This window comes from Paenibacillus sp. PSB04, assembly GCF_025809195.1.
Taxonomy (GTDB): Bacteria; Bacillota; Bacilli; order Paenibacillales; family Paenibacillaceae; genus Paenibacillus_AQ; species Paenibacillus_AQ favisporus.
The window spans coordinates 2711980-2731034 of record NZ_CP081301.1; the positions used below are offsets into that span (position 1 = coordinate 2711980).

A 19055-nucleotide genomic window follows, 5' to 3' on the forward strand; every position below is an offset into this window, starting at 1 on the left:
AGATACAATGTTGACAGGCGGGCTGGTCTTGACGCCTGATCCAAGCGAACCGGCTGAAACTCCAGTTACGCACTTCAAAATTGGCGGCATTACAGGCGGTAAACTGTACCTGCAGGATGGTACAACAGAAATTCCAAACAACAGTTTTATTACCAGGGAACAGGGTGAGGCTGGCTTGAGATTTCTTCCAGACCCGAATGCGAACAGCAGCAACGGCACGTTCTCTTTCAACGCCTACTCTTCCCAGGATATTAACGGCACTGGGCTAAGTCCAGCCACGTCGGTCAACATCACCGTTAACCAGGTCAATGATGCTCCAACAGCTAGTGACGACACCCTTTCACCTTTTGAGGAAGGTTCCGGTCCGATCACGATTCCGGTAGGCGCTTTAACCGGTAACGATTCGGTGGGCCCGGACAATGAATCCGATCAAAAATTGAGCCTCAGCCTAATACCGGACAGCGAAGTTGGCGGAACGGCAGTTTTATCCGACAGCAATGTGATTTTTACACCTACTCCGGGGTTCCGTGGGGAGGCTTCCTTTAGATACAAGGTGACGGATCATGGAAAAACCGGATCTATTGAGGACCCTAAGGAATCCGGTGAAGCGACCGTTTCTTTTAACATTGAGGCACGTGCGGACAAGCCTTCAGTCATCGGATCCAGCACCCAGGAAGATACGATGACATCGACGGGCCTGGTGATTACGCCGGGGAATGACGGCGGCGCGACGGCGAATTTTTATAAAATCACAAGCATTACGGGCGGGACGCTATATAAAGCCAACGGTACAACCCTCATTTCCAATGATGATGGGTTCATTACCACTGCTGAGGGGGCGGCCGGATTGAAATTTAAACCGGATGCCGATGCCAGCGGGACGACCGGTTTTGGTTTTACGGTCCAAGCCGCTCCATTTAGTGATGGCAACAAATTAAGCGATCCGGTGACGGTGTCCATACCGGTATCCGAGGTGAACGACCCGCCGGTAGCTGTTAATGATGTACTGGAGCAGGACATTGCAGAGGAGGACAAGGTTGTCAAGATTCCGATTAGCGAACTGCTTTCCAATGACAGCAAAGGCGCATCAAATGAGAGCGGACAAACGTTGTCCATTGTGCCGGACAGCTTGACGGCTGCTCATGGCACAGCCGTTTTGGACGGCGACTCCATCGTCTTTACCCCTGCACCGAACTATTTCGGTCCGGCAGAGATCAGTTATACGGTGACGGATAACGGAACCACAGACGGCTCGCCTGATCCGAAGACGGCTCCAGCCAAGGTATCCTTCACAATTCAACCTGTAGCGGATGAACCGTCAGTGACAGACGCTGAGACAACAGAGGATAACCAGACTTCCAACGGTTTGGTCATCTCGGGCAATTCCTTGGATGGCGCCGAAGTGAATTACTTTAAGATCACCGGCATTCAGGGCGGGACGCTGTACAAAAACGACGGCACGGTCCCCATCTCGAATGGCGACTTTATTACGGCAAGTGAAGGGCAGGCCGGCTTGAAATTCACCCCTGGAGAAAATGCCAACTCACCGTACGGAGACAAGTTCTCGTTCATGGTACAGGCCGCGGTGGACAAAAGTGATGCGGGGCTGAGCGAAGCGGTATCGGCTAACATTACCGTGTCCGAGGAGAACGATGACCCGGTTGCCGTTGATGATGTGCGGCCGGATATCAATGAGGATGCGGGCGAGGTTCGGATTCCGATCGACGAATTGCTTGCCAACGACAGTAAGGGTGCATCGAATGAGGACGATCAGGAGCTGTCGCTCGAACCGATCGTCAACACTGCTGTAGGCGGGACGGTTACTCTAGAAGGCAAAGTTGTCGTCTTTAAGCCGACCAAGGATTACTCCGGAAGCGCAGGGTTTACTTACAAAATAACCGATAACGGAACCAAGGCAGGCGCTCCTGATTACAAATCAGCCGAGGCTAACGTATCTTTCAACGTCAAATCGGTTGCCGATCAACCGATTGTGACGGATGCTTCCACAACGGAAGACAAACAGACGGATAACGGTCTGGAGATCAGACCCAATGCTGCGGACGGGACCGATGTCCGATTTTTCAAAATTTCCAGCATCAACGGCGGAACGTTATATCGGAATGACGGCGTTACCTCGATTGAGGATGGCAGCTTTATTCCGGTGAGCGCGGGAGAAGCGGGCTTAAAGTTTACGCCTGCCAAGGATGCGAACTCGGCTGCGGCTGATACGTTTTCGATCCGGGTCCAAGCAGCGCTGGATGACCAAGGGACCGGACTCAGCGAGGCTGCTCAGGCAAATATCACAGTAACGGAAGTGAATGACCAGCCGAATCTCAAGGACGACGACTTGGGTTCCATTGAAGAGAACTCGGGTGAGAAGGTCATCTCCTTTGAGTCCCTGTTGGTTAATGACACAAAGGGAGCCGACAATGAATTCGGCCAGACGCTGAAGATTACGGATGTAGGTCATCCGACCGGCGGTACGGTTCGTTTCAATGATGACAAGTCGGCGATTATCTTTACGCCGGCCATCAATTACCGCGGAGCGGCCAGTTTTGAATACACGGTTACGGATGACGGCAAAACGGACGGAGCTTTGGATCCGCAGTCCGCAACAGCGACCGTGAATCTTACCGTCAATGCCCGGGCTGACAAGCCGACGGTTACGCCGGCCTCAACTGCCGAAGATACACAAACAAAAAATGGGCTGGTGATCACTCCGACTTCGGCTGGCGGAGCCGTAACTAATTATTTTAAAATCAGCGGCATTACGGGAGGCACCCTGTACCAGCAAAATGGCCAGACTCCGATTCTCGACGGTGACTTTATCACCGTGTCCGAGGGGGGAGCCGGTTTGAAATTCACACCGAATCCGGATGCGCACGGTACGACCGGCTTTGGCTTCCTGATACAGGCCGCACTGGATACCAACGGGTCGCTGCTGAGCGATGCGGTTACAGCTACCGTTGCGGTTACTGAAGTAAATGACGCGCCTGTGGCTCAGGATGACAACATGCCAAAGGTGAAAAAAGGGACGGGAAAGGTCATCATTCCATTTCCCGATCTGACCGGCAACGATTCGGCAGGTCCGCTGGATGAAAGCCAGCACCAGACGCTGTCCGTAGTCGACGTCGCAGATCCGGTCGGAGGTGATGTATCGATCGTGGACGATCATGTGAAATTTATTCCGGATCCTGCGTTCTCCGGTAAGGCATCCTTCACGTACGTCGTGGTAGACAACGGCCAAACGGACGGTTCCGATGACTTTCAAACCGCCTCCGCCCAAGCGAGCTTTGACATTCTGGATGAAGACCAGCCGGTCATTACGCTGAATGGCGACTCGACGATTTATTTGCCGAAGGGTCAAACATATGACGAACCGGGCTACTCCGCTTACGATGAAGTGGATAAGGATCTGACGGATGGGGTTGTGGTAACCGGTTCGGTCGACTCCGACACCCTTGGAACGTATATCCTTCATTACAACGTCGCAGACAGCAGCGGAAATCCGGCGCCTGAGGAGACACGCACCGTTCAGGTCGTTTCCAGCAATCTTTCGTCGTTGACGGTTGGCGGGTATTCCATCTCTCCGGCGTTTGATCCGGACAAGCGGGAATACACTCTAAACGTGCCGAGCAGCGAAAAGACGGTTACGGTTGCTGCCATTGCAGCCGATCCAAGTGCTACTCTTGTCATGAACGGGTTTCCACAAGGCAGCAGCGGATCGCAAACGGTCAACCTCAAGGTCGGCAGCAACGAAGTGACCATCGTCGTGACGGCACAAGGCGGGTCGACGCGAACGTATACGCTGCAAATTAACCGCCAAGCGAGCGGCAATGGCAACGACAACGGCAATGGCAGCGGTAATAATGGAAATGGGAACAGCAATGGCAATGGTAACGGCAGCAGTAACGGGAGCGGAAATGGCGGCGGCAATGGTAATGGTCATGGTAATGGAACCCGCCAAGCCAAGGTCATCACTGACCAGGATAATGCGAATGGCATCGTCCAGGTCGACATTACCCGAGCCACCAACGCAAGCGGGAAAGTCGTTGATTCGGTGGCCCTGAAAGGGACGAAGGTCGACGAGGTTGTCGCCAATGCAGCCGGGGACAAGTCGAAGGTTGCCCGCATCGTCATCGACGATATTCCGGGCCAACCGGCGGACGAAGTCGCCGTGAGCGTGTCGGCTGAGGCAGTAGGCAAGCTGAACAAGGCGGGGCTGAGCCTTGTCATCGAAGCGGAAGGCGCACGGATTACATTGCCAGCAGGGACGGTGAACCAGCTGAACTCGGACGGCAAAGATTTGTACTTCCGCGTCGTGCCTGTCCGTCAGTCAGGGGCGGCTCAAGAGATCAAGGACCGTGTCATCGATGCCAAGGAACTCCAGCAGTATGTTCGCAATAGCGGCACACGTGCGGTGGGACAGCCGATGACGATCGAAACGAACTATGCCGACCGGCAGACCAAAGTCATGTTTCCGCTCACCGGTATCGATATTTCGGCGGATCCTCAGCAGCAGGCTGCTTTTCTGAACGGCTTAGCGATCTTCGTGGAGCACAGTGACGGGCAGAAGGAAGTGAAGACCGGGGAGCTGGTGTATGAAAACGGCAAGCCGATCGGACTCGAGATCCGTGTGGAAAAATTCAGCACGTTCACGTTTATCTCGACGGACGCGGACTACCAAACTTACGTCCACTATATTTCCGGTTACCCGGACGGCACGTTCCGTCCGGCGGCTCCGATCACCCGCGCCGAAATGGCGGCCCTGATCGCACGCCAAATGCAGCTGAGCGATTCGGCGTTGGCGGACGCTTACCCGGACCTGGCGGGGACGCATTGGGCGGCCAAAGCGGTGCTGGAGTTGACCGCTGCGGGCATTATGTCCGGCGATGATCAAGGCAGCTTCAAACCGGAGCAGGGCGTAACCAGAGCCGAAATGGCGACGATCGCCGCCCGTTTGAAAGGGCTCGAACCATCGGCCGTAGGAAGCGGGTTTAAGGATGTCGCAAGGGGCCATTGGGCCAGTCAGGCGATTAACGCCATGCAGCAGGCCGGATTGATGGCCGGGTTTGATGATGGCACGTTCCGTCCCGCCCAGCAGCTCACCCGGGCGGAGGCGGTGTCGGTCGTGAACCGGCTGTTCGGACGCCCTCTGCTGAAAGGTCAGAAGCTATCCGTCTGGCCTGACGTTCCAGCGTCCAATTGGGCTGCGGCGGATATCGAATCGGCCTCAAACGACATTCAAGTCCTGAAAGACGGCAGCGTCCGTATCGAGGATGCGGATGCCAAGGATGTACAATAATTTAGCACACTAAAAGACCTGGTCCCCCAAAGTGGGGACCAGGCCTTTTTTGTCGCCAACAAACAGACTAGCCGTACAGCTACACCTCACGTTCGGACCGATATAGGCGCGCCCAATGACCAGATTGTATGATCGCCCAATCGTTATCCTTTTCGGGAAGCGCAGCTTACGGCAGCTGTGATATGTTAGAACCAAGGAGGGATCGGCGATGGTGGGTTTTCAGGAGCAGGAGCTGCAGGAATGGATCCGTTATTTTGAAAATAAAAATACTTCCTTCTGCACATGGACCGGAGGCACCCAAAGCGAGGAAGGCGTGATAACGATGCCTTATCCGGTATACGACGCCGGGGTTCAGCGCTTCATCGCAGCCGTCAGCGGCAGCGGACTGATGATGAAGGATTATTTGCAGCAGCTCGAGAAGGGGGATGCTCTTGCGCCGGAAGCGATCAGCGGGCTGGAGATGCCCCGGGATATGGAATTGCTGCGGGCGGTGCTGACCTATTTCGTCCGGCAGGAACGCTTTTGCGACGGGTTATGGGAGAAGGCGATCCGGGAAGGCATTTTCCTCAGCATTCTGTATAAGCTGCGGGAGGCTGAGCGGGGATCAAGGCCGGGAACCTAACGGGGAACGACGGGGTATCCGAAAAACATACGCTGGAATAGATAAAGCGGCCCATCTGGCCGCCTTTCTTTTTTTATATTCACTTCCGGGCTCGCGATAATCATCGCTTAAATGTCCCCGGCCTACTCTGATGGGATTTTTCCCTTTACCTGCTTTAACGTCGCTACGATCAGAAAACTGACGATCACCAACAAGAGCCATGAACTTACTTTGCCAAGATGAACGAGACTCCAGGCCTCGGCCTGGTTCGGGTATTGCCAGGCGCCAAAGAACGTGGCGATATTTTCTGCGATCCAAATAAAAAATCCGATAAGCACAAAGGACAGGGCAAGCGGCATACGGTAACGCGTTCCGTTCACCTCATACTGAACCCAGGACCGCCAAAAGACAAGGATGACAAGTCCGGATAACCACCAACGGACATCAATCCAGAAATGGTGTATGAAAAAATTCAAGTAGATCGCAGCCGCAAGGGGGACAACGACCGCAAACGGCGGCCAATTCATCAGTTCAACCTTGAGTCTTCTCCACGCCTGGCAAAGATAACTCGCTACGCTGGCATACATGAACCCGCTGTATAAAGGGACGCCGAATATTTTGAAATATCCTTCTCCCGGGTATGACCAGGAGCCCATATGTACCTTGAAAAGTTCAAGAGCCAGCCCGATCAGATGGAACATCGTGATCACCTTGAGTTCGTCCCGTGTTTCGAGTCCGGAGCGAACCATCCACCACTGCATCAGGAGGCAAATGATCAGCAGCCAATCATACCTGGGCAGAAAGGGGAGGGGTAAGATTTTTGTCAAAGCCAAGGAGGCAAAAATCACGACCGGGAACAAACAGGATAAAGCCTGCTCCCAACCGAATCGAACGAGCTGCTTGAACGCTCTGATGACCGGTGACTCCACTATTCGGCTATGATCCATCATGATCTTCATCACTCCGATACTCTAAAATATCCCCGGGTTGGCAATCCAACGCCTTACAAATCGCCTCTAACGTCGATAATCGAATCGCTTTCGCCTTCCCGTTCTTCAATATAGACAGGTTAGCCATGGTGATTCCTACCCGTTCCGACAGCTCGGTTACGCTCATTTTTCTTTTCGCCAGCATTACATCGATATTGATTACGATAGCCATTGTTTTCACCTCAGACCGTTAAGTCATTTTCCGATTTGATATCGATTGCTTCCTTCAGGAGCCTCTGAAGAACGGCGGCAAAGAAAGCGATCACCATGGATGCAAAAATAATGACTAGTCCGATTAAAATGACACCCGGAGCGTCATCTGCCTCCGCAATCAGATACAGGAGGGGCAAGCCGGCCACATACAAAATACTGATAGCGACGGCACAGTATTTGATATTCTTTAGCGCTCTTACGGACAACTCCGAGAAGGCTTCATTTCTGTCGATATAAATCAACAGTCTAAAGGATTGATACAGAGCGAGGTAAAAAGGGATTGCCGATGCATACAAGTCAGCAAACACAAGATATTTGAGATAGGCATGATCCGGATACAATTCTGCTGCGAAATCCGCGATCTCTGGCACCACAAAGATGCACAAAGCAAGGATCGGCAGTCCGATCAGAAACACAGCCACCTTTAAGAAGAGAGTCGACACCCGTTTCATAAAAACACCTCTTAATCATTATTGTTCCTCGAATTTAGCACATCATTTATCGTTTTACAATAAATAATTAATGAATAATATTATCATTTTGTTGTTAGTCGAGTTAAGGATCTCCTCAAACGAATGATGTATAAACAAAAAAAGCCATGTTTGCTCATGGCGTCTTGATGGCGGTTATTGGAGCCTCCCATATTGCTTTGCATAAGATAGGGTTCGATGGTATAACTTTTTGTCTTTTAAAAATTTTAGCGGATAAATTTGGGGCCGTGTATTGACCTCCAATATCCACAGCTTCTCCTTGTTGTCCACCGCTACATCCAAACCCAGTTCCTGAAATCCTTTGAGATGGCGGTCAAAATTTTTCGCTACCGAAACTCCTAACTGCTTCAGCGCTTTTTCCGTATTTTGAATGGAGGCCGAATGAAATCCCGCGCCTGTCAGCGTTGGCTGAAATAAACCGAGGCTTCCTCCCTGGTTATAGTTCGTTGCAATCTTCCCAGGACTCCCGATCTTTGCGAAGACGGCCGTACTGATCCACTCCCCTTTTTTCGTTTTCTGCACCATCACGCGAATATCGAACAGCTTTCCGTTCGTTTTAGCTAATGGGATCCCCTTCTGTAACAAATACGGCCTTTTGTTAGAAAAGCGGGAAAGCATATGATATAGCTCGTCAGCTGTTGCGAAGAAGGATTTTTCTTTCTTGAATTGGGTTTGGTACCCATTGTTCTTTTTATTGATCCGAATAATGCCCGCTCCACCGGAACCATGCGTTGGTTTGAAGTAAACGGTTGAATATTTGGAAAGCATGGAGAACAGGTTATTTCTATCAAAAGTTTCCGTGTGGGGGACATGTTTCCGTAAATCGCCCTGCTCTAATAACCAATTCGTTTTCTTCCATTTATCGCTGATCGAGCTGCTTTTGTACTTAGCCATACATACCACCACCTTCCTGACCTAACATATGAATGCAGCGATGTGCTTGCAACGATATCTGTCTATTGTGATAAGAACGGAAAAAGTTAAAGTTCTATCCGCTAGCAGATCAAAAAAGGCGGCTCATCCGCCGCCCCTTCGCCCATTTATATTATTTGGCGTTCTTTAAAAATCCGTTTTGCCTCGAATACCGCGTTCAGCACCCGGGGAAAGCCGATGTACGGCGCGCATTGGATGATGGCTTCCACAATTTCGCCGGCGGTCAGCCCGACATTCAGCCCGGCGTTGATGTGCACGTTCAGCTGCGCTTCGCATCCCCCTTGCGTCGTTAGGGAAGCGATCGTAATCAGTTCGCGCTGCCTCAGGTCCAGCCCCTCCCGTGAATAAATGTCGCCAAAGGCAAATTCGATGACGTATTTCCCCAGGTCCGGGGCGATATCGCTGAGCGAGTCTATAACACGCTGCCCGCCGTCGCCATCGACTTCCAGCAGCTTTTCCCATCCGCGTTCGTAACGTTCGTTTGTCATTGTTTTTTGACCTCCTGAAATGATGTTTTAACCGCTTCGTGAGTTATATGCTACAGCTTTGAGCGCGCTCTAAAGCAAGGCTTTTTTTGCATGGAATTTTGCCATTCCAAGGAGACGCAAGGAATTAAAGAAGATCGAAGCAAAAGGCCCGCTGTGCAGGGGATTTAGTGATATAATGCAGCCATGGAGAACCAATACACGATTCAGCAGATTTCCCAAAAAACCGGTCTGTCCGTGCATACGCTGCGTTACTACGAGCGGATTGGCTTGTTGGAAGGGGTACCCCGGGATGAGCACGGTTACCGCCTGTACCGGGAGTTCGATTTGTTATGGGTTGAATTTTTGATGCGGTTAAGGGGAACGGGAATGCCGATCAGCGAGATGAAGCGGTTTTCGGACCTGCGGAGCGAAGGCGATTCCACGATAACGGAAAGGCGGGAAATGCTGGAGGCCCACCAGGCGCACATTCATGAGCAAATGCGGGTGCTCCGGGATCATTTGCGAAGTATTGACGATAAGATCGATCATTACAAAGGTATGGAAAAAGAACAAAACCAGGCGGTGCCACCCAACGTGCCGTCTGGGAAATGAGCAAAAAGAGGCCGCGCTGGCCTCTTTTTGTTGTCTGCACCATATCGTTCATTCCGAGGGAATACACTAAATCTCATTCCGAGGTAATTTTGTCCGTCCCGCATCCGTGCTCGTCTTAGTCTGCTGTGAAGACAAATGATATAAATTATTTTATATAAACTTAACTAAAATAGTTAATATCAGTTTACTTAGTTCGTTCTACGCGCTATAATCTCCTTGTAAATGAGAAACGAGGAGGAATTGGCGTGAAATCGATTTTGATTACGGGTGCTTCGTCGGGTATTGGAAAAGCGGCGGCACAGTTTTTTCAGCAGCAGGGGTGGAATGTCATTGCGACGATGCGTTCGCCGGAACAGGAAACCGGACTGCGGTCCTTGGAGCGGGTGCTGGTGACCCGTTTGGATGTGGAGCGGAAGGATACCATCGAGGCGGCGGTAGCAGAGGGGATTGACCGGTTTGGGCGGATCGATGTCCTGCTGAATAACGCGGGTTATGCGGCATTCGGCGCTTTTGAAGCGGCGACCGACGCCCAGGTACGTAAACAGTTTGATGTCAACGTCCATGGCGTGATGCAGACGACCCGGGCGCTTCTTCCACATTTCCGGGCCCAGGGCGGCGGAACGGTGATCAACGTCTCGTCGGCCGGCGGCAGGGTGGCTTTCCCGCTGCTGTCGTTGTACCACGCGAGTAAGTGGGCGGTGGAAGGCTTCTCCGAATCGCTCTACTATGAGCTGGCTGAACACAACATCCGGGTGAAGCTCGTAGAGCCGGGCAACGTGGCGACGGATTTTACCGGACGTTCGCTGGATGTGCTGAAGGACGATTCGCTGGAGGCATACGCCGCCTATACCGGCACTGTAATGAAAAAGCAGCTGGAGAGCTTCGAAACCCAGTCGTCCTCACCGGAGCACATCGCCAAGACGATCTACGAGGCGGCGGCCGATCCTTCTCCCCGGTTCCGGTATATCGCCGGTCCGGACGCCGAGTTCCTGCTGGACATGCGCAGCAGGGTGCCGGAGGGGGAATTTATGGCCGGTATTGCTCAGCAGTTCCGGTGATAGGAGGGGCTCACCCCTGAGCGCTGAAGTATGGGTTTCGCTATTGTTCCTTTGAATCGATTCGATGATGGAAAGAGGCGTGCCGTAAGGCCACACGCCTCTTTTTTTGTTTCCTCCCCACAAGCTGGGGATTTTTAAAGGTCACGAGCGGGGGGAGTAGTACTGGTGGCGGCGATCGCGAAACAAATGGCCAGCAGTTAAAGTAAGGAGACGAGGTCAGTCTCCTCAAGCCCCTCAGAGGCAGCAGTCCCCACCACCTGAACTCCAAAGAGGGAAAGCATATGGGGTGGAAAGTTTACGTGCCGCCTTTGAAGCCGTGTTCCCACCTCCTTGTCTCATCAAGGAACACGGCTTCAACAGCGGCTGGAACCCCAAATGCGTCCCTCCCACGAGCGCTGAAGTATGGGTTTCGTTATTCCTTCTTCGAGGAGACCAGTAGCCAACCAGAAAGAGGCGTGCCGCAAGGAGACACGCCTCTTTTTTGCATCCTCCCCACAAGCTGGGTATTTGTTAAGGTCACGAGCGAAGGCGTTGTGCTGATGCGGTAACCGAAGGAGAAACAATTGGCTAAGCAGCAGTAAGAAGCAGATAGGGGCGTTCTAGCAGCTACCCCAAGAGCAGCAGTCCCCGCGACCTGAACTCCAAAGAGGGAAAGCATATGGGGTGGAAAGTTTACGTGCCGCCTTTGAAGTCGTGTTCCCACCTCCTTGTCTCATCAAGGAACACGGCTTCAACAGCGGCTGGAATCCCAAATGCGTCCCTCCCCGAGCACAAAAGTCTGGGTTTCGTTGCTGCTCCTTCGAATCGACCCAATGATGCAATCGCAGATACGGCATAAGGGCTTCTGTCCTTATTTTCAATCAACGCCCCCAACCTTAAAAAATAACCAGCCCACCCCTGTTCATGCCAAGCATCCCCCGCCCCTCCACCGTTACTATGAAAAATAAGCACAGCTATACGACGTGCGCGAAAAGGAGGACCGATATGTCGACGATCAAAACGGAAGCAGCCGAGCTGACGCCCCCAAGCATGGTCCGAAGGCCGGGTAAAGGTGGCGGACTGATCCACCTCATGTGGAAGTACAAGGCACTGTACGTGATTTCCCTTCCCGGGATCGTGTATTTTCTCATCTTCAAGTACATTCCGCTGGGCGGCTCAATCATCGCGTTTCAGGATTACAACATTTTTAAGGGCTTCACGGGCAGCGAGTGGGTGGGCTTCGCCAACTTTACGATGATGTTCCAGCATTACGACTTTTTGCGGATTTTGAAAAATACGCTGCTCATCGGGCTCTACGACCTGATCATTGCGTTTCCGGCCCCGATCATTCTGGCCCTGCTGCTCAACGAGCTGAGGCTGGTCGTATTCAAAAGGGTCATCCAAACCGTGGTGTATATGCCGCACTTTCTGTCCTGGGTCGTCATCGCCGGCATGTCAGTGGCCATTTTGTCCCCGTCCACGGGCATCTTGAACCAGCTGCTCGGTCTGTTCGGCATCGAGCCGGTGTACTTCCTCGGCGACAACGCCTACATCCGCAGCGTGCTGGTCGGCTCGGGCATTTGGCGGGACATGGGGTATGGCACGATCCTGTACCTGGCCGCTCTGGCGGGAATCAATCCCGACCTGTACGAAGCGGCCGAGATCGACGGGGCGAACCGGTGGAAGCAGACGCTCCGGATCACGCTGCCGGCGCTGCTGCCGACGATCATGATTTTGTTCCTGCTGCACATCGGCAAGTTTCTCGACTTCGGCTTTGAGCGGGTGTGGGTGTTCCTGAACGCGCTCAATACGGAAAATGGGGAGATTCTCGACACATACATTTACCGCTCCGGCCTCCTGTCGCAGCAGTACAGCTACACGACGGCGGTGGGCTTGTTCAAATCGGTGGTGGGGCTGGTGCTGGTCCTGATCGGCAACCTGCTCAGCAAGAAAACGACGGGCGAAGGCCTGTACTAGAAGGGAGGAACGACGGTTGCACCGAATGATGTCTAGAAGCTATCAACTATTCAACGCGTTCAACATCCTGTTCATGTGCCTGCTCGGGCTCGCCATGTTCCTGCCCTTTCTGAACGTCATCGCCCAGTCCTTCAGCTCATCGGAAGCGGTCACGTCGGGCAAGGTAACGTTCTGGCCGGTGGACGCTACGACGATCAATTACCGGTACGTGTTCAGCGACACGTCAATATGGCGCGCGTTCGCGGTATCCGTCTTCATTACGGTGGCCGGAACATTGATCAACCTGGTGGCGACGGCAACACTGGCTTACCCGGTGTCCCGCGAGGAGTATGTCGGGCGCAAGCTGATCATGCTGATGGTGCTGATCACGATGATTTTCAGCGCGCCGCTGATTCCAAACTTTTTGCTGATGAAAAATCTGCATTTGATGAATACCCCGTGGGCCATGATTTTGCCCGGCGCGATCAGCGCGTTTAACTTTTTCGTGATGCATTCGTTCTTCAAGCAGCTGCCCGCGGAGGTCATCGATTCCGCCCGCATCGACGGCTGCGGGGAGGTACGTATCCTGATGAAGATGGTGGTGCCGCTCTCCAAGCCGGTGATGGCCTCGCTCGGTATTTTTTACGCGGTAGGACATTGGAACGCCTATATGAACGCGCTGTATTACATCGATCAGCCGAAGTGGTGGCCGCTGCAGGTGCTGCTGAAAAAGATGTTCGAGACCGACGATCTCAGCATCGACCCCGGCGCCTCGCAGTTCAGCGAGCTGGCGTTTACCTCCCCGGAGGGGATCAAGATGGCGACCATTGTCATTGCGACGCTGCCGATCATTTTGCTGTATCCGTTCCTGCAGAAGCATTTTGTGAAAGGGCTTACACTCGGCGCGGTCAAATCTTAAAAATGAACTACCCGAACTGAAGTTGCCACCTCACAGTCGGGCAAACGTTAACGATACAATCAACTTGCCAACTCCAACAAAGAGCATACACAAGAGCAATCAAAGCGGGGAAAGAGGGGATACGATGAAAAAATGGGTAAGCCTGATGCTGGCCACTGTAGTGACGGCATCTCTGCTCGCCGGGTGCGGCGGCAAAGACAATGATTCATCCGCCAGCGGCAAGGATGCGGGGACGAGCACGGAGGACAACGGGGTCACCAAGTTTTCGATTTCACTGCGGACGCTGAATTTCGGCCACGTGGAAAAATCGCCGGACATCAACGCGGATAAGTGGGTGAAGAAGCTGGAGGAGCTGACGAATACCGACATGGACATCCGCCTGGTTCCGCACAGCGAATACGACCAGAAGATGGCGCAAATGTTTGCTACGGGCGACATTCCGGACGTGGTGCAGGGCCAGGGCGGAGTAACCGGGAAAGAGATGGCGGGATCGGTGGAGGCGGGGGTCTTTATGCCGCTGGACGACCTGCTGCAGAAGTACGGGCAGAACCTGCTGCAAAAAATCCCGAAAGAAGCCTGGAATCGCATGACCTATGAAGGTAAAATCTATGGTATTCCGGAGTGGCTCGGCAACCCTTCCCGCCGCGCGACCTGGATCCGCAAGGATCTGTTGGACAAAGCAGGCCTGCCGGTGCCGAAGACGATCGACGATTTTATGGAAGTGCTGCGCGCTTTTAAAAAGATGGGCGTCGAAAATCCCTACATGGGCCGTCAGGACTTCAAATATGCGGATACGGTCTTCGGAGCTTACGATGTTTTTCCTTATTTAAGCCAGTTTGAGGAAGTGGACGGCCAGGTGCAGCCCAAATTTTTCGATGCAGACAATATGATGAAAGCGCTGTCCACCTACAAAACGATGTATGACGAAGGGCTGATCAACAAGGAATTTGCCACGATCAACCCGACGACGTTCAAGAACACGATCCTGTCCGGAAAAGCCGGCATCTGGTCGATGAACGCCAACGAGCTGCTCCAATGGCAGACCCAGCTTCAGGATACGGTTCCGGACGCGAAGCTCGAAGTGATCCCCTCCCCGACCGGACCGGACGGCAAGGGCGGATATTATTTGTATGGCGACGTAAACCGTTCCTATTTCATAAATGCCAAATACGAACATCCGGAGAAAATCGTTCAATTCCTCGATTGGATGGTATCGGATGAAGCCGAGAAGTTTTTCACCTTCGGTGTCGAAGGCGAAACGTACACGATGGCCGGGGACAAAATCAACTACAAGCAGCCGACCGACTCCAAAGCGGTTGACGAGGAGCGCTACCGCCAATCCTTCCTGTGGCTCGTGCAGGACACGACCTACAACAAGGGATCGCTCAGCCTGACGGAAGACGGGCGCAAGCTGATGGGCGTGTTCGATAACATTCTGGCGAACGAGGGCCGTGACGGCATCGAATTCGACCCCAGATTGGAAGCGCTTAAAAAGAACCCGGACATCACCCCGCTTTCGGATACGCCGCCACCGGTGCTTGTGACCCACATGGTCAAAATGGTCTACGGCCAGGAGCCGATCGAAAATTGGCCGAAGGTAATCGAGGAATGGAAGTCCAAGGGCGGCAATGCCGTACTGAAAGAAGCCAATGAACGCTACCAGAAAAAAGAGGGCATCTTCCTGCCGCGGAAGTAGGAATTGACGGTTCTTCACCTGCTAGAGATGTTGGGGCGGCGACCCGCACCGGTTCCCGCCGCCCAAATATGAATCCTGAATACGAAATCGAAAGGAGCTCTTGAGGATGTATCGGATTTTGCTCGTTGACGATGAACCTATGATTCTGAAAGGACTAAGCGTATTCATTCAGCAGTCCGGGATCCGGATTTCATCCATCCGGCTCGCCGCCAACGGGCGCGAGGCGCTGCAGGCGATCGGGGAGGAGCTCCCCGATTTCGTGTTTACGGATATCCGGATGCCGGTCATGGACGGCCTGTCCCTGTGTGAGGCCATCGCCAAGCAGGAGTACCCGGTGCAGACGGTGGTCGTATCCGGTTATGGCGATTTCTCCTATGCCCAGGCCTGTATGGCTTTCGGCGTCAGGGAATACCTGCTGAAGCCGGTGGCCAAACGGGAGCTGGCGGATACGCTGCGGCGCCTGGTGCAGCGGGCTGAGAAGCAGAAGCCGGCCTCCGCCTACCTTTCCGTCGCCAAGATGGATGCATGGCTGGAGCGGTTTGACCAGGCCATCTACTATATGAACCGCAGCCAGGTTCAGGAACTGCTGGAGGAGTGGCGGCGGGAGACTTCCGCTTTTCAGCTTCAGGAGCGGCAAAAGGCCGAAATGCTGGAGGAATTCCACGGCCTGCTCGTTAAGAAGCTAAGAGCCAGGGAGATGAACATCGAACTGGACGACAGCCTGGAGCTCAGCCCGGACTCCACCGGGGAAGAGGCCTTCGGGCGGTTCGCCGAGCGGATCGGCCAGACGCTGGACCGCCTGTACCGGAAGCGGAAAGGGAAATGGAAAGACCCGATCGAGGAAGCCAAGCATTACATCGAGCGCAATTTGGCCAGCGAGGTGTCGCTGGAGGAAGTAGCGGATCAGCTGGGGCTGCATCCCAACTATTTCAGCGTCATGTTCAAGCAGGCGACGGGAGAAACCTTCGTCCAGTACCGCACGAAGCGGCGCATGGAATACGCCAAGCGGATGCTCGGCGAGGAATCGCACCGGATCACCGACATTTCATACGCGGTTGGATATGCCGACCATTCCAACTTCACGAAAACCTTCAAGAAATACGAAGGCATCTCGCCTTCGGAATACCGGCAGCGGCTGGGGATCTGACATGTTCCGCAGAAGCATCTCCCACCGCATATTCGGCTACTTCATGGTATTAATTGTCATTTCCTTATCGGTGGTCGGCACCATCACTTACGTGCAGTCGTCCAAACTTCTGGACCGCCAGCTGGAACGCTACCTGTCCCAAATGATCACCCACGCGGCCTATCATACGGACTTGTACCTCCAGACGTTCGACAATGCCAGCAAAATCATTCTGTCCGACCCGGACGTCCTGAAGTTCATGGAGATGGACCCGGACAACAGTTTTCAGTATTACGAGCTGTCGCGGCGGATTCAGAGCAAGGTGTTCGATTCGGCCTTTATCATTTATCCGCAGATCGAACTGATTTACGTCATTAATCAGGACGGCAAGGCGATCACGACGAAGGACATCATCCAGGATGAGGTTAAGGATTATAAATCGTATTATCGTTTAATCGAGCAAAATATTCCGAAGAACGGTCTAGGCGCGATCATCAACTCGGCAACGGTGGATCCGGGGGAAGAGCAGTACATTACGTTCATCCGCCGCGTGCGCGGGCTTCTGTCGCACCAGCCGCGGGGCATCCTCGGCATGAAGCTTAACACCAGGGAGATATCCAAGCTGTGGGGACAAATGGACCTGGGGGACAAAGGCTACTCCTTCATCGTGGACAGCAAGGGCAATTTCGTCGATAAGCCGGAGGACGCCGTCATCCCGGAGTTCATGGACGATGAGGTCAAGAAGAACCTGCTCAGCGGGCAGGGCACCTTCACGGCCGTCGTCAACGGGGAAAAGCGGATGTATGTGTCGCAGCGGCTCAGCGCCGCCGATTGGCAGATGGTCATTTCGGTCCCGGTGAAGGAGCTTCGGAGACCGATCATGAACATCCGCTATACGACGGTCATTGCCGGCTTCATCACGTTAATGGTCGCGATGTGGATTGCAGGCCGGTTCGGCCGGTCTCTCGTGCAGCCGCTCAAGAAGCTCGTCCGCAACATGCGCATGATGGAAAAAGGCGAGTGGAAGACGATTGAGGGTGAGGAGCAGCGCCAGGATGAGTTCGGGTTCCTGATCTCGAGCTACAACCTGATGCTGACGCGGCTGTCGGAGATGATCGAGCGCGTCTACGAGGCGGAAATCCGCTCACACAAGACGGAGCTGAATCTGCAGAAAATCGCGCTGGAGCAGCATAAGGCCGAATTCCAGGCGCTGCAGCTGCAGATCAATCCGCATTTTCTGTACAACACGCTCGAGACCATCAAATGCTACGCCGTCGTCCAAGATTCCGAAGAAATCATGGAAATGGTCGAAGCGATGGCGGCCATGCTGAGATATGCGATTCAGACGAACCTGTCGGAGATTACGGTCGTCGACGAGCTGAAGCATGTGCTGAATTACATGACGATCCTGCAGTACCGGACCCAGCGGCAGTTTGAGCTGGATGTTGACGTTCCTCCGGATCTGCTGCTGCACAAGATGGTCCGGCTGACGCTGCAGCCGCTGATCGAAAACATGTTCCAGCATGCGTTTCCCGACGGGATTCAGGATCATCACCGGATCCGGATCAGCGCGGAGGTCCGCGAAGGAGGGTTCCGGCTGACCGTGCAGGATAACGGCGCCGGCATGACGGAGGAGAAGCTTCATTCGCTGCGCCAAAAGCTGGAGCTGAACCGGCTCGCGGAGTCCGATTCGGGCTCCCTTTACCACAAAGGCGGGTTGGGTCTTATGAACGTGCACCGGCGGATTCAGATGGTTTATGGAGAAGCGTACGGTTTGACGATTGACAGCGCTTTGCATCACGGAACGACGATTCGGATGTCGCTGCCGTTCGACGGCAGCATCACTTGCATGTATGAGGAGGAGAACGTGGGATGAAGATCGATTTGCAGGGGAAAATGGCGCTGGTGACCGGTGCCAGCTCAGGTATCGGCCGGGAAGCGGCCAGGTCGCTCGCGGCCGCGGGAGCCGCGGTGGCGGTTCATTATAACCGGGGCCGGGAGGAGGCGGAAGCCCTTGCGGCGGAAATCGCCGCGTCGGGCGGCAGGGCCGCCGTCGTCCAGGCGGACGTCACCCGCATCGAGGAACTGACGGTGATGCTGGACACGGTCCAGCGGGAGCTGGGCGGCCCGGTGGATATTTTGGTGAACAATGCGGGCCACCTGGTGAAGCGGGTACCGAATGCCGAAATGACCGAGGCGCATTATACGCACGTCATGGATGTTAATTTCAAGTCCTGCGTGTTTTTGAGCAAGCTGGTCATTCCAGGCATGGCAACCCGCGGCGGCGGGTCCATCATCAATATGACTTCGGTCGCCTCCCATGACGGCGGAGGGCCGGGAGCATCGGTATATGCGGCCAGCAAAGCGGCGGTCATTTCCTTCTCCAAGGGTCTGGCCAAGGAAGTTGCCCCGCAGGGCATCCGGGTTAACTGCGTTTCGCCGGGCTTTATCGGCTGGACGGCCTTTCACGCCACCTTCACCTCGGATGAAGGCCGGGCCGCCACGGTGTCCAAAATCCCGCTCGGCCGGGAAGGGACGCCGCAGGATGTTGCCGATACGGTGCTGTATCTAGCTTCGGACCTGTCCCGCTATCTTACGGGTGAGACTATTGAAGTGAACGGCGGATTGTTCATGCGGTAAGGGTTTCGTCCAAGGCAGTAAGGGTCAAAGGACAGCGCCCAGAAATACTTTTAAAAACGGAAATGGACAG

15 protein-coding genes are annotated in these 19055 nt (G+C 53.9%); 10 read left to right on the top strand and 5 right to left on the bottom strand.

The genetic code is table 11. The annotated features are described in order from the left end of the window. The first annotated feature begins 28 nt into the window (after positions 1-28). Together K2F33_RS12650 and K2F33_RS12655 are read left to right on the top strand one after the other, a co-directional pair. The gene (locus tag K2F33_RS12650; RefSeq protein WP_263881879.1) at positions 29-5305 is read left to right on the top strand and encodes a tandem-95 repeat protein; all 5277 of its coding nucleotides are present in this window, start codon (positions 29-31) and stop codon (positions 5303-5305) included. Positions 5306-5513: 208 nt separating this feature from the next. Next, complete coding sequence (locus K2F33_RS12655; RefSeq protein WP_089548695.1) at positions 5514-5927, top strand: DUF6508 domain-containing protein; 414 nt, start codon at positions 5514-5516, stop codon at positions 5925-5927. Positions 5928-6049: 122 nt separating this feature from the next. Here the strand turns inward: K2F33_RS12655 and K2F33_RS12660 are convergent, their stop codons facing one another. From K2F33_RS12660 to K2F33_RS12680, 5 genes are all read right to left on the bottom strand, one after another. Continuing rightward, positions 6050-6820, bottom strand: a complete 771-nt coding sequence (locus K2F33_RS12660) for a DUF817 domain-containing protein (protein WP_263882348.1) — start codon at positions 6818-6820, stop codon at positions 6050-6052. 22 nt (positions 6821-6842) lie between these two features. After that, a complete protein-coding gene (locus K2F33_RS12665) occupies positions 6843-7067 on the bottom strand; it encodes a helix-turn-helix domain-containing protein (protein ID WP_076173767.1) in 225 nt (74 codons plus the stop codon). 10 nt (positions 7068-7077) lie between these two features. Then, positions 7078-7560: a DUF2975 domain-containing protein gene (locus K2F33_RS12670; protein WP_263881880.1), complete on the bottom strand. Its 483-nt coding sequence runs from the start codon at positions 7558-7560 to the stop codon at positions 7078-7080. 174 nt (positions 7561-7734) lie between these two features. Beyond that, positions 7735-8493 (bottom strand): YheC/YheD family protein, encoded by a 759-nt coding sequence (locus K2F33_RS12675; RefSeq protein WP_263881881.1) that lies wholly within the window; start codon positions 8491-8493, stop codon positions 7735-7737. Between the two features lie 146 nt (positions 8494-8639). Continuing rightward, complete coding sequence (locus tag K2F33_RS12680; RefSeq protein WP_263881882.1) at positions 8640-9020, bottom strand: carboxymuconolactone decarboxylase family protein; 381 nt, start codon at positions 9018-9020, stop codon at positions 8640-8642. A gap of 183 nt (positions 9021-9203) precedes the next feature. Between K2F33_RS12680 and K2F33_RS12685 the strand changes: the two genes are divergently transcribed. From K2F33_RS12685 to K2F33_RS12720, 8 genes are all read left to right on the top strand, one after another. Beyond that, positions 9204-9611, top strand: a complete 408-nt coding sequence (locus tag K2F33_RS12685; protein WP_076173763.1) for a MerR family transcriptional regulator — start codon at positions 9204-9206, stop codon at positions 9609-9611. Positions 9612-9856: 245 nt separating this feature from the next. Further along, the gene (locus K2F33_RS12690; protein WP_263881883.1) at positions 9857-10669 is read left to right on the top strand and encodes an SDR family oxidoreductase; all 813 of its coding nucleotides are present in this window, start codon (positions 9857-9859) and stop codon (positions 10667-10669) included. Positions 10670-11698: 1029 nt separating this feature from the next. After that, positions 11699-12625, top strand: coding sequence for an ABC transporter permease (locus K2F33_RS12695; protein ID WP_145141447.1), 927 nt, complete (start codon positions 11699-11701; stop codon positions 12623-12625). A 25-nt stretch (positions 12626-12650) separates the two neighbouring features. Beyond that, positions 12651-13523 carry a carbohydrate ABC transporter permease gene (locus K2F33_RS12700; protein WP_263882349.1) on the top strand — a complete coding sequence of 291 codons (873 nt, stop codon included), beginning with the start codon at positions 12651-12653 and terminating at the stop codon, positions 13521-13523. Positions 13524-13647: 124 nt separating this feature from the next. Continuing rightward, the gene (locus tag K2F33_RS12705) at positions 13648-15219 is read left to right on the top strand and encodes an extracellular solute-binding protein (protein WP_263881884.1); all 1572 of its coding nucleotides are present in this window, start codon (positions 13648-13650) and stop codon (positions 15217-15219) included. A gap of 106 nt (positions 15220-15325) precedes the next feature. Then, a complete protein-coding gene (locus K2F33_RS12710) occupies positions 15326-16366 on the top strand; it encodes a response regulator transcription factor (RefSeq protein WP_076175506.1) in 1041 nt (346 codons plus the stop codon). A gap of 1 nt (position 16367) precedes the next feature. Continuing rightward, a complete protein-coding gene (locus tag K2F33_RS12715; protein ID WP_263881885.1) occupies positions 16368-18221 on the top strand; it encodes a sensor histidine kinase in 1854 nt (617 codons plus the stop codon). After that, positions 18218-18985: an SDR family NAD(P)-dependent oxidoreductase gene (locus tag K2F33_RS12720; RefSeq protein ID WP_263881886.1), complete on the top strand. Its 768-nt coding sequence runs from the start codon at positions 18218-18220 to the stop codon at positions 18983-18985. Before K2F33_RS12715 ends, K2F33_RS12720 begins: the two co-directional genes overlap by 4 nt. Positions 18986-19055: the final 70 nt, after the last annotated feature.

Excerpts from the sequence above, each read along its gene's own strand:
- K2F33_RS12695 (WP_145141447.1), top strand. The coding sequence starts at position 11,699 with ATGGTCCGAAGGCCGGGTAAAGGTGGCGGACTGATCCACCTCATGTGG.
- K2F33_RS12685 (WP_076173763.1), top strand. The coding sequence starts at position 9,204 with ATGGAGAACCAATACACGATTCAGCAGATTTCCCAAAAAACCGGTCTG.
- K2F33_RS12665 (WP_076173767.1), bottom strand. The coding sequence starts at position 7,067 with ATGGCTATCGTAATCAATATCGATGTAATGCTGGCGAAAAGAAAAATG.
- K2F33_RS12700 (WP_263882349.1), top strand. The coding sequence starts at position 12,651 with ATGATGTCTAGAAGCTATCAACTATTCAACGCGTTCAACATCCTGTTC.
- K2F33_RS12680 (WP_263881882.1), bottom strand. The coding sequence starts at position 9,020 with ATGACAAACGAACGTTACGAACGCGGATGGGAAAAGCTGCTGGAAGTC.
- K2F33_RS12670 (WP_263881880.1), bottom strand. The coding sequence starts at position 7,560 with ATGAAACGGGTGTCGACTCTCTTCTTAAAGGTGGCTGTGTTTCTGATC.
- K2F33_RS12655 (WP_089548695.1), top strand. The coding sequence starts at position 5,514 with ATGGTGGGTTTTCAGGAGCAGGAGCTGCAGGAATGGATCCGTTATTTT.
- K2F33_RS12710 (WP_076175506.1), top strand. The coding sequence starts at position 15,326 with ATGTATCGGATTTTGCTCGTTGACGATGAACCTATGATTCTGAAAGGA.
- K2F33_RS12715 (WP_263881885.1), top strand. The coding sequence starts at position 16,368 with ATGTTCCGCAGAAGCATCTCCCACCGCATATTCGGCTACTTCATGGTA.
- K2F33_RS12675 (WP_263881881.1), bottom strand. The coding sequence starts at position 8,493 with ATGGCTAAGTACAAAAGCAGCTCGATCAGCGATAAATGGAAGAAAACG.
- K2F33_RS12705 (WP_263881884.1), top strand. The coding sequence starts at position 13,648 with ATGAAAAAATGGGTAAGCCTGATGCTGGCCACTGTAGTGACGGCATCT.
- K2F33_RS12720 (WP_263881886.1), top strand. The coding sequence starts at position 18,218 with ATGAAGATCGATTTGCAGGGGAAAATGGCGCTGGTGACCGGTGCCAGC.